The organism is Pseudomonas sp. 2822-17 (genome assembly GCF_002742485.1).
Classification (GTDB): domain Bacteria; phylum Pseudomonadota; class Gammaproteobacteria; order Pseudomonadales; family Pseudomonadaceae; genus Aquipseudomonas; species Aquipseudomonas cyclaminis.
This window is the reverse complement of record NZ_LJRZ01000365.1, coordinates 1-15,399: the sequence shown is the minus strand read 5'-3', so window position 1 is coordinate 15,399 and position 15,399 is coordinate 1. Positions and strand designations below refer to the sequence as shown.

Here is a 15,399-nt window from a genome sequence, read left to right as displayed (position 1 = left end):
AGGCACTCGGCATGCAGGTCCTTGACGCTTCATATTCTGTAGCTATGGTCACGTTCATCCCCGTCCAGCTGTTTCTTTTCTTGCTTGGTCAGCGGCTCTTGCAGGTCTACATAGCGCTCGCGCACACGCTGCGCCATCTCAAGCACATAGGGTTCATCCTCGATAGCGACCACGAACAGCCGAAGGGGCAGCGCGCCGGTCTCGCCACTGCCCAGGATCCGCAGCGCGTCATCAATGGTGTCGAACGGCTCACCGATCTGCGAATTGGCGTCACACAGGCCAAAACTGATAAAGCTCGCCCAATCCCAACCCGTCTCGCGCACGTCGACGGGCAGGTAGGTGCCATCCGGTTTTTTGCCCGCCGTGAGCAACAGCTGCTCCAACGCTTGAGCAGAGCTGACCGTTGGAACCGCAGTGGCCAATTGCAGGTTCGCAGACTCATGGTAGAACAGGTAGTAACCGCCCCGCGGCAACTTGGACAGCTTGGGTAGCTGGCCTTTTTTGCTGCCCACATCGGCGACCCAGTCCTTGGCCCGCTTGGCCTGCAAAAGCACGGCTTTGCGACAGATCAGGCCACCGATATTCAACGAGATAATGACGCCAAGGTCGGCCCCTAAACGGCTTTCTTCCGGCTTGCCCGCCAGTTGCAGCGTGCCAAGGAAAGACTGGGACATGGGGTAGCCGAATTTTGGAACCTGTTTGGACGCCCAGTTCCCAAACCAGTGTTCGACGTAGGCACTGAACCGGCCGTTCAACAGGTCCTCAATGGCCGCTGCGCTGTTGAGAAACCTGGCCATTTCCTGTTGGCACTGAAACATCGCCCAGTAGATCGCCCAGAGCACATCGATGGACAGGTGGGTGGGTGAAGTCGCCAATTGGCTCAGCAGTTGCCACTGATCGGCAGTGTGGCCACATTGCAACAGCTGACGGGCGGGGTCGCGTTGCATGTTTGCCGCAGCCAGCCTGGCGCTGGCCGCGACAATATTGGGAAAGCCGCCCGTCACCGCGACGCCGAAGTGATCCCGATTGGCGCGTTCGCGAATGCCTTCGGCGCGCTTGCGCCACTTGGCATAGGCTGCCACGTCCGGCGTTTTCTGAAAGACCAACTGCCCCAGGCAGTCGTGGGCTTGTGGCATTTTCATCTCGCGCACCAGGTCCATCACCCGAGCCAAGGTTACGGCGAAATCAGGCGCCAGCCATCCGTTGCCTTTCGCAGCTGCCAACGCCTCTGTCGCGGCCAACTCGAAGTCCTTCAACTGGCGCTGGGATCTGAGAAGCTTCGCCAATAGTTCCTTGAGTTTGAGCCGTTCCTCGTGCTGGCCAGCGACGTACCGGTTGTGCTCGTCGATGTCGCGGTCGCGTTGTGCCGTGATGGCCGGCTCATCGAAAGCCAGGATCGCTTGCTCATGCTGGAGCCGCGCGGCCTTGAGTTCAACGGACGCCTGATGCGTAGCCAGCGGACTGAGCAGCCAACCGAAGCCGCGCCCTTCACCTTTCTGCCGATCGAACTGCTGTTGACACTTGTGCACGCGCGCCTGGCTCGGAGCCAGGGCTTCGGTGCGCTCCCTTTCGGCGCTGCGTAAACTCAGGCGGTCGATAGCGGCAATGCTGGCTTGAGCCTGGCTGATTCGCTCGGACAACACCGACAGGGTCTGGCTGAGCGCAAGGGAAAAGGTGTTGCTCTGGACCCTGACATCTTTACGGGGCGACGTTTGGAGCATGGTCATGAATGACTTCCTGGTCGAACGATCTGCATGCGCAATAGTAACCATACGGATGCCGAAGTCGACATTGCTTGCACACCCGCAACAGTCCTTTGTCATCATCGCCATTGATAGCCCCCTAACGAAACCCCTATGCTAGAGGGCTGATATCGCGCTTATATCATTCGCAATGATAGTTACCTTCGCTTCATTCGATTCGTGACATACCCCCTCGCCGCGCATGATCCGCCCATCTCAAATACATTGGCGGATGCACCTCATGGAACAGTCACTCAAACATTTGCGCTTGCCCCTGGCGATTCTGGCCGTGGCAGTGATGAGCGCGTGCGGCAAGACCCCGGACCAAGCGGCCGCCATGCCTGCGGCAAAAGTCAGCGTGGCCAAGGTGCTGGAACAGCCGGTCAACGAGTGGGATGAGTTCACCGGCCGTCTGGAAGCGCCGGAAACGGTGCAGATCCGTCCTCGGGTTTCTGGCCAGATTGACCAAGTCGCTTTCACCGAAGGCGCTTTGGTCAAGAAAGGCGACCTGCTGTTCCAGATCGACCCGCGTCCGTTCCAGGCTGAAGTGCGCCGCCTTGAAGCCCAGTTGCAACAGACCCGCGCCGCTGCCACTCGCAGCGACAATGAAGCCCAACGCGGCGAGCGCCTGCGCCAGAGCAATGCAATCTCCGCCGAACTGGCCGACTCGCGCACCACTGCCGCCCAGGAAGCCCGCGCCGCTGTCGCCGGCATCCAGGCGCAGTTGGATCTGGCCAAGCTGAACCTGAGTTTTACCCGCGTGACCTCGCCGATCAGCGGCCGCGTCAGCCGTGCCGAGATCACCGCCGGCAACCTGGTGACCGCCGATGCCACCGCGCTGACCAGCGTGGTGTCCACCGACAAGGTCTACGCCTACTTCGACGCCGATGAGCGCGTGTACCTCAAGTACACCGAGCTGGCGCGCCAGGGCCGCCGTGGCGCAACCACCCCGGTGTACCTGGGCCTGTCGAATGAAACCGGCAACCCGCACCTGGGCCAGATGAACTTCGTCGACAACCAGGTCAACCCGGCCACCGGCACCATCCGTGGTCGCGCCGTGTTCGACAACAGCAAGGGCGAATACACCCCGGGCCTGTACGCACGCCTGAAGCTGGTGGGCAGCGGCACCTACTCCGCCGTGCTGATCAACGATGAAGCCGTGGGCACCGACCTGGGCAAGAAGTTCGTGCTGGTGATGGACGGCGACAAACCGGCCTATCGCGCCGTGGAACTGGGGCCGAAGATCGAAGGCTTGCGCATTGTGCGCAGCGGCCTGAATAAGGACGACACGATTATCGTCAAGGGCTTGCAGCGCGTGCGTCCAGGCTCGCCAGTCGCGCCGGAAACCATTCCGATGGCCAGCCAGGAAACCCTCGCCGCCTTGGCCCAACAACGACAAGCGCTTGAAGCCAGCAACCTGGAACAAGTGGCGCCGGATAAAGCCGCGCCCAAACTGGCCAGCGTCGCGACTCCACGCGGTTAAGGGATACGACTCAAGATGAATTTTTCCAAGTTCTTCATTTCGCGGCCGATCTTCGCAGCAGTGCTGTCGCTGTTGATCCTGATCGCCGGCGCGATTTCGCTGTTCCAACTGCCGATCAGCGAATACCCGGAAGTGGTGCCGCCGACTGTGGTGGTACGGGCCAACTTCCCCGGCGCCAACCCCAAGGTCATCGGCGAAACCGTGGCCGCGCCGCTGGAGCAGGCCATCACTGGCGTCGAGAACATGCTGTACATGTCCTCGCAATCCACCGCTGACGGCAAACTGACCCTGACCATCACCTTCGCCCTGGGCACCGACCTGGACAACGCGCAGGTGCAGGTGCAAAACCGTGTGACGCGGACTCAGCCAAAACTGCCCGAGGAAGTGACACGCATCGGTATCACCGTGGACAAGGCCTCTCCCGACCTGACCATGGTGGTGCACTTGACCTCCCCGGATCAGCGCTACGACATGCTGTACCTGTCCAACTACGCCATCCTCAACATCAAGGATGAGCTGGCCCGCTTGGGCGGCGTGGGCGACGTGCAACTGTTCGGCATGGGCGATTACTCCCTGCGCGTCTGGCTCGACCCGAACAAGACCGCCTCACGCAACCTGACCGCCACCGACGTGGTGACCGCGATCCGTGAGCAGAACCGCCAAGTGGCGGCCGGTGCCCTGGGCGCGCAGCCTGCGCCGAGCGACACCAGCTTCCAGTTGTCGGTCAATACCCAAGGCCGTCTGGTGACCGAGGAAGAGTTCGAGAACATTGTGATTCGCGCCGGCGCCAACGGTGAAATCACGCGCCTCAAGGACATCGCCCGGGTTGAACTGGGGTCCAGCCAATACGCGCTGCGCTCGCTGATCGATAACCAGCCTGCCGTGGCGATTCCGATCTTCCAGCGCCCCGGCTCCAATGCCATCGACATCTCCAACGATGTGCGCGCCAAGATGGCCGAGCTGAAAAAGAGCTTCCCGGCGGGCATGGACTACCGCATCGCCTATGACCCGACGATCTTTGTACGTGGTTCCATCGAAGCGGTCGTGCATACCCTGTTCGAAGCGCTGATCCTCGTGGTGCTGGTGGTGATCCTGTTCCTGCAGACCTGGCGCGCCTCGATCATTCCGTTGGTGGCGGTGCCGGTATCGTTGATCGGTACCTTTGCGGTGATGCACCTGTTCGGGTTCTCGCTCAACGCGCTGTCGTTGTTCGGCTTGGTCTTGGCCATCGGCATCGTGGTGGATGACGCCATCGTGGTGGTAGAGAACGTCGAACGTAATATCGAGCTGGGCCTGGAGCCGTTCCCTGCGACTGAAAAAGCCATGAGTGAAGTGACCGGCCCGATCATCGCTACAGCGTTGGTGCTGTGCGCGGTGTTCATTCCCGCCGCGTTCATCAGTGGCTTGACCGGGCAGTTCTACAAACAGTTCGCCTTGACCATTGCAATCTCGACGGTGATCTCGGCGTTCAACTCGCTGACCCTGTCCCCAGCCCTGGCCGCCGTGTTGCTGCGCGGTCACGACGCACCGAAGGATCGCTTCTCGAAGTTCCTCGACAAGCTGTTCGGCGGCTGGCTGTTCCGTCCATTCAACCGCTTTTTCGAAAAGGCCAGCCATGGCTATGTGGGTACCGTACGCCGGGTGATTCGCGGCAGTGGTATCGCGCTGTTCGTGTACGCCGGCCTGATGGTGCTGACCTTCTTCGGGTTTGCCCACACGCCGACCGGTTTCGTGCCGGCCCAGGACAAGCAATACCTGGTGGCCTTCGCCCAACTGCCCGACGCCGCGAGCCTGGACCGTACCGAAAACGTGATGAAGCGCATGTCGGAGATCGCCCTGAAGCAGCCTGGCGTGGAAGCTGCGATTGCTTTCCCTGGCCTGTCCATCAACGGCTTCACCAACAGCCCGAACAGCGGCATCGTGTTCGTGACCTTGAAGCCGTTCGATGAACGCAAAGACCCGAGCATGTCCGCCGGAGCGATTGCCGGCGCGCTGAATGGCCAGTACGCCAACATCGAAGAAGCCTACATGGCGATCTTCCCACCGCCGCCGGTACAGGGCCTGGGCACGATCGGCGGGTTCCGCCTGCAGATCGAAGACCGGGGCAACCTGGGCTATGACGAGTTGTACAAAGAAGTGCAGAACGTGATCACCAAGAGCCACGGCGTACCGGAGCTGTTTGGTCTGTTCACCAGCTACACCGTCAATGTGCCGCAAGTCGATGCCGCCATCGACCGCGAAAAGGCCAAGACCCACGGCGTGGCGATCAGCGACATCTTCGACACCCTGCAGGTCTACCTGGGTTCGTTGTATGCCAACGACTTCAACCGCTTCGGGCGCACCTATCAGGTCAACGTGCAGGCTGAACAACAGTTCCGCCAGGACTCCGACCAGATCGGCCAGCTGAAAGTGCGTAACAACAAGGGCGAGATGATCCCGCTGGCGACCTTTATCAAGGTCAGCGACACCTCGGGCCCGGACCGCGTGATGCACTACAACGGTTTTATCACCGCTGAAATCAACGGCAACGCCGCACCGGGCTACAGCTCCGGCCAGGCCCAGGCCGCGATTGAAAAACTGTTGAAGGATGAACTGCCCAACGGCATGACCTACGAGTGGACCGACCTGACCTATCAGCAGATCCTCTCGGGCAACACCGCACTGTTCGTGTTCCCGCTGTGCGTGCTGCTGGCGTTCCTGGTACTGGCTGCTCAATACGAGAGCTGGAGCCTGCCACTGGCGGTGATCCTGATCGTACCGATGACACTGCTGTCGGCCATTACCGGGGTGATCATCTCGGGCGGCGACAACAACATCTTCACCCAGATCGGCCTGATCGTACTGGTGGGCCTGGCGTGCAAGAACGCGATTCTGATCGTCGAGTTCGCCAAGGATAAACAACAGGAAGGACTCGACCCGCTCGCTGCCGTACTGGAAGCCTGCCGCCTGCGTCTGCGGCCGATCCTGATGACCTCGTTCGCCTTCATCATGGGTGTGGTGCCGCTGGTGTTGTCCAGCGGTGCCGGTGCCGAGATGCGTCATGCCATGGGCGTGGCGGTGTTCTCGGGGATGATCGGGGTGACCTTCTTCGGTCTGTTGCTGACGCCAGTGTTCTACGTACTGATCCGTCGCTATGTGGAACGCAGCGAAGCGCGCAAAGCGGCCAAGGCCTTGAAGCTGGAGACACAGCAATGAGTGTGAAAGTATTCCTGCCGAGCTTGCTGGTACTGGCGCTGAGCGCCTGTGCCGTCGGCCCGGACTATAAAACCCAGACCCCGGAGGCGGCGAACATCACCGCCGCCGCGGACGCCAAGCAGTATGACCATGCCAAGTTCGAAGGCATCTGGTGGCAGCAGTTCGAGGACCCGACGCTTAACCAGTTGGTCACGCAGTCGCTGCAAGGCAACCGTGATCTGCGCGTCGCCTTTGCCCGCCTGCGTGCGGCTCGGGCGATCCGCGATGACGCCAGCAATGACGCCATGCCGACCATCACCAGCCGCGTCAGCAGTGACCAGGGCAAGGGCCAGATCCCCGGCCAGACCACTCGCCGCGTCGAGACCGAGCGTTACGACCTCGGCCTGGACATGGCCTGGGAACTGGACCTGTTCGGCCGCATCCAGCGCAACCTGGAAGCGACCGACGCCGACCAGCAGGCCGCCGAAGCCGATCTGTACCAGCTGCAAGTCAGCATGATTGCCGAACTGGTGGACGCCTACGGTCAACTGCGCGGCGCCCAGCTGCGTGAAAAGATCGCCCTGGACAACCTGAAGAACCAGCAGGAATCGCGCACCATCACCGTCAGCCTGCGTGATGCCGGTGTGGGTGACCAACTCGACGTGGAACGTGCCGACGCACGCCTCGCCGCCGTTGAAGCCAGCGTGCCGCAACTGCAGGCCGAACAAGTGCGCGAGCGTAACCGCATCGCCACCCTCCTCGGCCAGCGTCCGGACAAACTCAGCGTGGACCTGAGCCTCAAAGACTTGCCGGCGATTGCCAAGGCACTGCCCATCGGCGACCCAGGCGAACTGCTGCAACGTCGCCCAGACATCCTCAGCGCCGAACGCAAACTGGCCGCCGCCACCGCGCGCATCGGCGTGGCCAAGGCCGACCTGTTCCCACGGGTCAGCCTCAGCGGCTTCCTCGGCTTTACCGCCGGGCGCGGTTCGCAGATCGGCTCCTCGGCAGCGAATGCCTGGGCCCTTGGCCCGAGCATCACCTGGGCCGCGTTCGACCTGGGCAGCGTGCGCGCTCGACTGCGTGGCGCCGACGCCGAAGCCGATGGCGCCCTGGCAACCTACGAACAGCAAGTGTTGCTCGCCCTGGAAGAATCCGAGAACGCCTTCAGTGACTACGGCAAGCGCCAACAACGCCTGATCTCGCTGATCCGTCAAAGCGAATCCAGCCGCGCCGCCGCCGACCTCGCCGCCATCCGCTACCGCGAAGGCACCGTGGACTTCCTCGTGCTGCTGGACGCCCAACGCGAACGCCTCGCCGCCGAAGACTCCCAGGCCCAGGCCGAAGTGGACCTGTATCGCGGAATCGTGGCGATCTACAAGGCGCTGGGGGGTGGCTGGAAGCCGGACACCGTTGTAGCAACGGCGAAGTGATGTAAAGAGCTCCTTTGGTTGGTCGCATCCAGCCAATTTTTAGCCCTGTGGCCTGTTTGGTCATGGGGCTTTTTTTGTTTGGAGCGTCCTAAAATGTTGAAAGTTACTTCTGTAAGCGAAACACGAAGTCCTTCGTAAGTAATTTCCTAATACTGCGCTGCGCTTGAAGATCAGGCTTGCATGTTTTTTATCGCAGAAGCCATTTCTCCCATTACGGACGCACGGATACAAAAAATGGAAAAGTGTACATTTGCGTAATACCGGCAACGTGATCTTTACTCTAGCAGTCGCTGACCAGTTCATAGATTACGCGGATCCTCACCGACAAATTCGGTTCTCCGGTGTTGTCCTAGAACGAGCAGTAATAATCAGCGACCGCTCAACCTAAAACCGGTACTACCCTATCGATAAACCAGTGAGAATATAAAATGAAAAATGAAGAAATGCTTGAACACACCTTAGAACCAGACAGTACTTTTTCCACAACCAATGAAAATGAAGATGTCTCCATCTTCATGGACACGGCAGATGATGAGTTGATGCTTCAGGCTGTTTTTAGCCGTTGTTAATAGTTCGCACTATGAAAAAAGGTCATTCATTATGAGTGACCTTTTAAAGAGCCGACAGCAACCCATCATGCAAGGATTACGCTCTTGTCAAATAAAAATATAATTCTTCTTGAGAGCATTGATGCTAGAGATTCAGTAGCATTCCAAAAAAACTATCTCATGAATGAAAAGCCAGTCATTCTAAAAGGAATGGGCAAGGACTGGCCTGCCATTAGGCGTTGGTCTGCAGCTTTTTTTAAAAGCACCTATGGGCATGTTGAAGTCCCTGTCTGTTACTACAAGACAAAACAGCATGAGCGATATAAAAACCAAGTCAAAATGCCTCTAAGTGAATATATATTTTTAGCAGAACAGGACGACCATTTCGACATTGACTCCGAGCGACCATATTTGGGCGGGTGGATCTATCACAAAGAGTTCCCTGAGCTTCTTGATGATATAGACATGACACTGCCTTGTTTTCCTGACAATTGGCTTTACAAACTACCGTCTTCCATCTCAATACCACCAACAAACTTACTCATAGGATATCAACATGTCTCAAGCCCGCTTCATACAGATTCTTTTTTCGTTAACTCTGTATTAACTATGATTGCGGGTGAAAAAAAAGCACGCATGGTGTCTCCACTCCATACATTTGCAGTTTCGAACGGACAAGATTTATTCAATTCTGAAATTGCTAATCAGGTACTTGAGCAAGGTGCAGATATTTTTGAAGGTGCAATATCGGCAGGCGATGCATTTTATATCCCCCCTGGGTGGTGGCATAACGTAATCAACTGTGGGTTCACTATTGCTGTTCAAAATTTACACGTAGACACTTACAGATTTCCACTTTTCGAACAACAAATGCGGGGTTTCGTTTTACCCATATTAAATAAAATCGAAGATTTAGGAAGGGATGCCAGAGAAGAATTATTTAAAGCAGAACAAGCACTACCCGCGCCTTTATCTCATCAGGCTGGGGATTTTATTGAGCACGAGAAAAACTATATAGCGTTTCTTAAAAAATCAATACAAAAATCTGAAGATTATCTGAGCAGTTATTACTTACTGAATTCTAGCAATTAAAGAGCAACGCATTAGCGAAATCTAAATTAACGACGTATCAGCCTGACATTGACTTCCCACGACTACAAAACACCAACACAAACCAACTCAACGCAAAAATTACAATCAATTACTCTTGGCGAACTGCCGCAAGAAACGAAGGGGGCTCTATGGAGGAGAAAAATAATTTAATTAGAATTGCTGTGGACGCTCCCCCTGGATCATTAAGATCTCCTCGTAACTATGGAGCGCTACAATTAGCGAGTTTGGGAGCGTTACCTCCACGAGCACCATTGTCTACGCCACTCCCAAATGTGAGTATAGAAGGCGGCTGCGATATAACTATTGAGGATGAGGGGCATACATACATTCTTTCCCCCAAAGCCAATAATAGCCGAAAACTGGATAGTATTTCAGGTGCAGATTATTTAAACGGGCTTAATTATCTGGCTAGTCATGATGTTATCGTTCGCGATCTAATCATGAGTAAAGCAAAATTGGGTTTAACACAAGATGGCAGTACCATTATCAGATTTCAGGAAAAGGCTCCAGCTTTTGAAGGGTTGCTATCATCCCCTGCTTGGATACCGTTCCGTAGTGATAAATGGCCGGGGGCACGACAAATCTGCGAAATTTCCCCTAATCGCTGGGAAGCTTTTTGCCCATATAATAGAGTCCCCTCTATCATAATAGAAGTTGTTCGTAACCCCGAAGAAAACATCACTCTTTACGAAAAAGGAATCATCAACCAAACTGCAGACACAGCGACCCCATTCAACTCGACCCCATCGATAAATGGACAGCGCATCATTAAGAAAACATCTCTTAGATGCATTCTTGTATTTTCAGGCGAGCTTGTTGGAGATGGCAAAAAATCACTTCGCGTAGAAATTAAAGAAATTTTAAAAAACACCAACTGCGGAGAGCACGTAGGTTGGGCAATGGCATCAACACCATCTGATGATCCCGCACCGCTAATAGATTTAACAACTCTAGATTGGTCACCTATAGCATCAAGAAGTGGTCTTATTCTAGCATTTCCCGATTATTTTCCTAATGCCACGGTAGCTTGGTCTATTGCAACGACACTTCATAGAAATGGTATACCTTGCACTCCTATTTCTGACAGTTATTCAAATCCGAAAGTTAAAGCTGCCATGCGACTAATGATTGTTTCAGGCCCAACCGATGATGCTTGGGGTAGGTACGCGTCATTAGCATTATGCCCCGCCTGGAGAAGTGAATCCAAAGCCCAAAGGCTATATATATCCATATTAAAATCATCCATATTCGATAGTGCGCATAGACATTTACTTGATGAATTATTAGACGATTTATGTCCAAGCGTGATAATTGGTGCCATTCCAAGCATCTGCTTGAGCAATATTAACTTTAAAATTGATATGCCTACTGAGCCTCCCAAGCTAACGTGAGCGATGTTATGAATATAATACACACAAAAGTAGACCTACATATTCCTCCGCTAAATAGCTCAAGCAAAGTTTGCCGAGATATAATTAAAACTTTCGGCTTATCTGAAGAAGGGTGGATGGAGCAGCTATCCAGCTTAGACATTCCTGCAGAGGGGATCATTCTAATAACAGGGGCAAGTGGCGTAGGAAAAAGCTTGTTATTAAGAAATATTGCCCGGCACTTTCTAGCCACAAGAAACACACCAAATAAAATTGATGAAAACAAATCTATTGCAGAAATTATTTCCTGTGAAGATGCAGGAAAAGTCATCCGATATCTTTCAAAATTTGGGTTGGGAGAACCACGCATTCTGATTGGTCCTTTTTCTCAGCTATCTGATGGGCAAAAAGAACGTTTCCTTATTGCTTTAGCTTTACTCCAAGGAATAGGGCCACTTATCCTTGACGAGTTCACTACAAGATTGGACAGGCGTACCGCCCAGATTGTCGCTATAAATTTAGGAAAAATCCTTCGCTTTAATAAACAAGGTGCTTTTATTGCTAGTTGCCATAATGACATTGTCGATTTTTTAAAGCCGGATATTCACATCGAGCTTCACGCCAATGGAAAACACCGCGTTCTTAATAAAAAAGCAAAAAGCACCAGCATATTAGAAAGCCTAGAAATACAAATTAAGAAAGGCACTATAGACGACTATAAAGAGCTTTCCCGCTATCATTATGAAAACGACAATCCGAATGATATTGATATGTTAGCACCTCTAGTTGATCATGTTGTCACTGCTTACTCTAAAGGCGAGGTGATTGGTGTTAATTTATGTATTCGTCCATGGCCAAAAGCATTTGAGATATTCCCTGAGTTTTCAGAAATCAATAAACATATATTGCAATCTTTTCGGGTCATTGTGCATCCACAATATCGCGGCATCGGACTAACTAAAGCAATAGACATAATCCCAAACCCAGATACAAAAATACTATTATCATGGTCCGCATTTTCTTCGCATTACTCTTTCCCCATTCTTGCAAATTATCAGCGTTTAAATAGCCCGTTTGAAATAATGAGTCACGCAGAGACCTTGCTTCAAAATTTTGTTGAGCCACTACAAAAAAATAAAGAAAAATCACTTCACCTCATCATGGAGTGCACTCAACTCTGGCAAGAACTCACAAATGAAGAAAAAGCGACATTGAAGACACTGATTGTAAATGCCGCAAGTGAAAAAAGTTTGCGCCTAACTCTCTTTCAAAGAAAAATATCTGGCTTGGACACTTCTGCTGAATCCATCAACTTCATTAAGTCAATTTTTCTAAAGCTATACTCTAAATCTAGCAGTGCCATTTTGCCCATGCTGTTGGCTGAAACGGTTTATAGGCCGATGGCTATGTTTGTTAAAAACATAAGTGATAAAAACATCTCAGAGGATTTCTCCCTTGCTTAAAAAAGAAAACCAATGGGTATTACGTGGCGACGTTGTCATACTTGATGACGGAAATCAACTTAAATTGTTTGCAGAAAACGGCACAAAAATCATCAAGAAACTTAATTCCAGAACAACCGAGCTACTTCATCTACTTAGTACAACAGGAGTAGTACTGGAATTCGACAATGAGCCAGAAGGTAGTCTTCTTCGAAGGCTGAAAGATGCAAATCTAATTCATACTGCTCCTCCTTGCGGGATGACTCCTTTACAGACGATACAGTGGTCGTGGAATGAAGCTATTGCACCACACCAAGAAGTGAGTCAACAGCTAAAAAGCTCATCAATAGTAGTTGTTGGATGTGGAGGCACCGGATCTTTAGTTGCACAAAGCCTTGCAGGCTCAGGTGTGGGGTCCTTTGTTTTAATTGATTTCGACAAAGTCAGCATGAACAACCTTAATCGCCAATTTGTTTTTAGCGCTCAAGATATCGGCCAATACAAGTCCGACATACTTGCCCAGCGATTAATGGAGAACCAAAAGGTAGAGGCCAGACCCATCATATCCGAGATCACCTCCAGCAGGCAGCTAGCGAAATTAGCCAAGGGAGCAGATTTAATAATCTGTTGTGCTGATGAACCTAAAGGAGCGATTCAGAGTTACGTTGCTAACGCAGCAGTAAAAGCAGGCACGTCAGCACTGTTCGGTGCCGTTGGTATTAACAGCGGTATAATTGGTCCGCTTCTCAAAGATAGATCTTCACTTCAGATCTATCTACGCTGGCTTAGAAAGGTACACAGCGTTTGCAAAAAAATAATTATTCCTGCCCGCTTTCCGTCCAACGGAATAACAAATTCTATTATTGCTGACCTCATAGCTTGGGAAGCTTTTCAGTATCTGGCAAAAATTGGTCCTTCGAAGGTAGATGCATGCATCTTAAATTTTAACTTCAAGTCTTTTGAACTTACAAAAAAACAGGAATTCAGAAAAAAATGAGCGCATTGAATTTCATAAATAAAAAGAACGACAACTTATATTACTCCCTATCAATATTTATGAGCATGGACGTTCAGAGAAGCCTATTTGTACTTTACTTACTGCAACTGGGTATCACACAAGGAGAGATAGGCATCCTTCAATCTTTTCTATTTTTTTCTTGCGTAGCTTTAGAAATCCCATCTGGTTTACTTGCAGATCGATATGGTCGTAAAACGTCTCTTATAATCGGCTTTTCGGGGTTATCTATAAGCGGTATTGGATTTTTATTATTTTCTTCCTTTATTCCTTTTGCAATTATATTCTGCCTGTTCGGCGCCAGCATTGCCATGAATTCCGGTTCAGACAGAGCATTATTGTATGATAATTTACTGGCTGAACATCGAGCTGATGAGTACCCTAAAATAGTATCACGCGCCCGCGCTATTGGTGCTATTTCATTAGGCTTATCTATGCTGCTTGGTGGCGCATTACAAGATACATGGTCCTGGGACAGTGTTTATATTTTTTTCGCAATATCAAAGATTATTGGTGCGCTTGTTGTCACATTAATTTCCGAGAAAAAGCTCCCGCCAAAGCCACTAAACTCAAATAAAAAAAGGGGCATAACGAATGAAAAAACAGAAAGCCTTTTAAATTCGCTAATTAGATTTTTTCGTTCTAAAAAAGGCGCCTTCCTTATTCCTTTATTTATTGGATATGCTTTATTCGAGCTTTCAACGATCCCTTTGTTTATCTATGGGCAGCCATTTTTTTTCATGCAGGGCTTGGAGGTACCTATAATTGCTGGAATCTATGCCGCAGTAGAAGCCATATCAGCGGTGATGTTCATGGCCGCAGGTTTTATTTGCGCTAGGTTTTCTCTCGGTGCAATTGCCTTTATCACTACCCTTATTACAACCTTTCTTATTGCTATCCTGGCATTAAATATAGGAATAATAACCTCAATTGCAAGCTTCCTTCTAATCATGTCACTCCCTGCTATATATGAGACCTCATATGAAACCTACATTCATGAAAACGTTGAGTCACGCATCCGAGCATCTTGCCTCTCTGTTGCGAATCTAATTAATTCAGTCATTATCGGTATCTCCTATACTGTTTTCGGCGGACTATTGGATGCCTATGGCTTCTCGTTGACTTTGATTATCGTTGCAGCTTCCTGTTTTGCTGGTTTGCTTGGTGTAAGCACAACGTTACTATTAGGTGGACAAAAAGCCCATTTAAAAAAACAGGAAGCTTGATTCGGCCCACGCTTTCTAGGGACACTCCAAGCTCCTGGCATAACGCTTTCAGTCCCTACCGGTGATAGCTAACGGTTGATGCTGTACTTCCGATTTCTTTCAGGAGCAAAGTATCATAAGGCTCGCTCCGCCTTCGGCGTTTTTCAAGGTAGTTGTCGCGTCAACCGTCTAACCACGCCGCTCTTTTCTCCAGGTGCTGCTCTCGACCCGGATTTAGCAGCACCGTTCCTACTGGCTTCCGGTTTCGCGTTTGTCCTGACCAGCGTTCCGGGCTCGTCTTTCGCGCTTGCTCGTACAGTTCGTTCCGCCGCGCCAGGATCTGATGACCCAGTTTGCGGTGCCGCTCAGAGGGTGTGACGAAGCGAATTCGCCTGTGCCGATGTTCGTTGTTGTACCAGCGCATAAAATCCCTCACCCACGCCGCGCGGGCAGTATTTCAGCGTTCTAAACAGCGACTCCGAGTAGGCGTTGTCGTTGCTTACGCGCGGCCTTCCACGGGACGTGGTAATGCCCAGATCGTACATTTTGCTCAACAGCGTCAGCGATTTCATCGGCGCGCCGTTTTGGACACTTATGGGAATGGTTTTGGCGGCCGACGTGCAGATGGACTAACGGAATATTGATGGTTCGGAGACGCGAAAACACATTCAGGAAGCGCCTGTCTCGTAAAGTCGAATTTTCCGACATTAATCACAGATAACAAATCTTTACTCTCCGGGCTTTCGCGTCCAGGAGTGAAAGGGATGACTTCCAGCGTATTACCGAGCGCTTTTTTCGACCACAGCCGCCACACCCTGAGCGTTCGCAACGTCAACGCCCACCTCGACGTCCTGGCCTTCAAAAGCCAGGAACG

Annotated in this window: 10 protein-coding genes and 1 pseudogene; 9 read left to right on the top strand and 2 right to left on the bottom strand. The window is 52.0% G+C overall.

Annotation, left to right across the window (positions count from 1 at the left end; genetic code table 11):
* Nucleotides 1-29: 29 nt before the first annotated feature.
* The gene (locus AOA60_RS09780; RefSeq protein ID WP_099584253.1) at nt 30-1,727 is read right to left on the bottom strand and encodes a hypothetical protein; all 1,698 of its coding nucleotides are present in this window, start codon (nt 1,725-1,727) and stop codon (nt 30-32) included.
* Between the two features lie 256 nt (nt 1,728-1,983).
* On the opposite strand from AOA60_RS09780, the gene mexE reads away from it, so the two are divergent.
* From mexE to AOA60_RS09745, 9 genes are all read left to right on the top strand, one after another.
* On the top strand, nt 1,984-3,225 hold the full coding sequence (gene mexE, locus AOA60_RS09775) for a multidrug efflux RND transporter periplasmic adaptor subunit MexE (protein WP_099584292.1): 1,242 nt from the start codon (nt 1,984-1,986) through the stop codon (nt 3,223-3,225).
* A gap of 15 nt (nt 3,226-3,240) precedes the next feature.
* Entirely contained in the window at nt 3,241-6,420 is a 3,180-nt protein-coding gene (locus AOA60_RS09770) for an efflux RND transporter permease subunit (RefSeq protein WP_099584252.1), read from the top strand.
* On the top strand, nt 6,417-7,832 hold the full coding sequence (locus tag AOA60_RS09765) for an efflux transporter outer membrane subunit (RefSeq protein WP_099584251.1): 1,416 nt from the start codon (nt 6,417-6,419) through the stop codon (nt 7,830-7,832). Before AOA60_RS09770 ends, AOA60_RS09765 begins: the two co-directional genes overlap by 4 nt.
* Nucleotides 7,833-8,260: 428 nt before the next feature.
* Nucleotides 8,261-8,401 carry a hypothetical protein gene (locus AOA60_RS32635; RefSeq protein ID WP_158235027.1) on the top strand — a complete coding sequence of 47 codons (141 nt, stop codon included), beginning with the start codon at nt 8,261-8,263 and terminating at the stop codon, nt 8,399-8,401.
* 84 nt (nt 8,402-8,485) lie between these two features.
* A complete protein-coding gene (locus tag AOA60_RS09760; protein WP_099584250.1) occupies nt 8,486-9,472 on the top strand; it encodes a cupin-like domain-containing protein in 987 nt (328 codons plus the stop codon).
* A 149-nt stretch (nt 9,473-9,621) separates the two neighbouring features.
* Complete coding sequence (locus tag AOA60_RS32230) at nt 9,622-10,884, top strand: hypothetical protein (RefSeq protein ID WP_143522416.1); 1,263 nt, start codon at nt 9,622-9,624, stop codon at nt 10,882-10,884.
* Between the two features lie 116 nt (nt 10,885-11,000).
* Nucleotides 11,001-12,326, top strand: a complete 1,326-nt coding sequence (locus AOA60_RS32225) for a hypothetical protein (protein ID WP_143522415.1) — start codon at nt 11,001-11,003, stop codon at nt 12,324-12,326.
* Complete coding sequence (locus AOA60_RS09750) at nt 12,319-13,302, top strand: ThiF family adenylyltransferase (RefSeq protein WP_143522414.1); 984 nt, start codon at nt 12,319-12,321, stop codon at nt 13,300-13,302. The genes AOA60_RS32225 and AOA60_RS09750 overlap by 8 nt, the downstream gene beginning before the upstream one ends.
* Complete coding sequence (locus AOA60_RS09745) at nt 13,299-14,546, top strand: MFS transporter (RefSeq protein WP_256592821.1); 1,248 nt, start codon at nt 13,299-13,301, stop codon at nt 14,544-14,546. Before AOA60_RS09750 ends, AOA60_RS09745 begins: the two co-directional genes overlap by 4 nt.
* A 160-nt stretch (nt 14,547-14,706) precedes the next feature.
* On the opposite strand, the pseudogene AOA60_RS09740 reads toward AOA60_RS09745, so the two are convergent.
* Nucleotides 14,707-15,109, bottom strand: a pseudogene (locus AOA60_RS09740) (IS3 family transposase); the annotation flags it as partial.
* Between the last annotated feature and the right edge of the window lie 290 nt (nt 15,110-15,399).

What these genes read in the sequence shown, in the direction of transcription:
- AOA60_RS09780 (WP_099584253.1), bottom strand. Translation starts at nt 1,727, where the DNA reads ATGACCATGCTCCAAACGTCGCCCCGTAAAGATGTCAGGGTCCAGAGC.
- AOA60_RS09770 (WP_099584252.1), top strand. Translation starts at nt 3,241, where the DNA reads ATGAATTTTTCCAAGTTCTTCATTTCGCGGCCGATCTTCGCAGCAGTG.
- mexE (WP_099584292.1), top strand. Translation starts at nt 1,984, where the DNA reads ATGGAACAGTCACTCAAACATTTGCGCTTGCCCCTGGCGATTCTGGCC.
- AOA60_RS09765 (WP_099584251.1), top strand. Translation starts at nt 6,417, where the DNA reads ATGAGTGTGAAAGTATTCCTGCCGAGCTTGCTGGTACTGGCGCTGAGC.
- AOA60_RS32225 (WP_143522415.1), top strand. Translation starts at nt 11,001, where the DNA reads ATGGAGCAGCTATCCAGCTTAGACATTCCTGCAGAGGGGATCATTCTA.
- AOA60_RS32230 (WP_143522416.1), top strand. Translation starts at nt 9,622, where the DNA reads ATGGAGGAGAAAAATAATTTAATTAGAATTGCTGTGGACGCTCCCCCT.
- AOA60_RS09745 (WP_256592821.1), top strand. Translation starts at nt 13,299, where the DNA reads ATGAGCGCATTGAATTTCATAAATAAAAAGAACGACAACTTATATTAC.
- AOA60_RS32635 (WP_158235027.1), top strand. Translation starts at nt 8,261, where the DNA reads ATGAAAAATGAAGAAATGCTTGAACACACCTTAGAACCAGACAGTACT.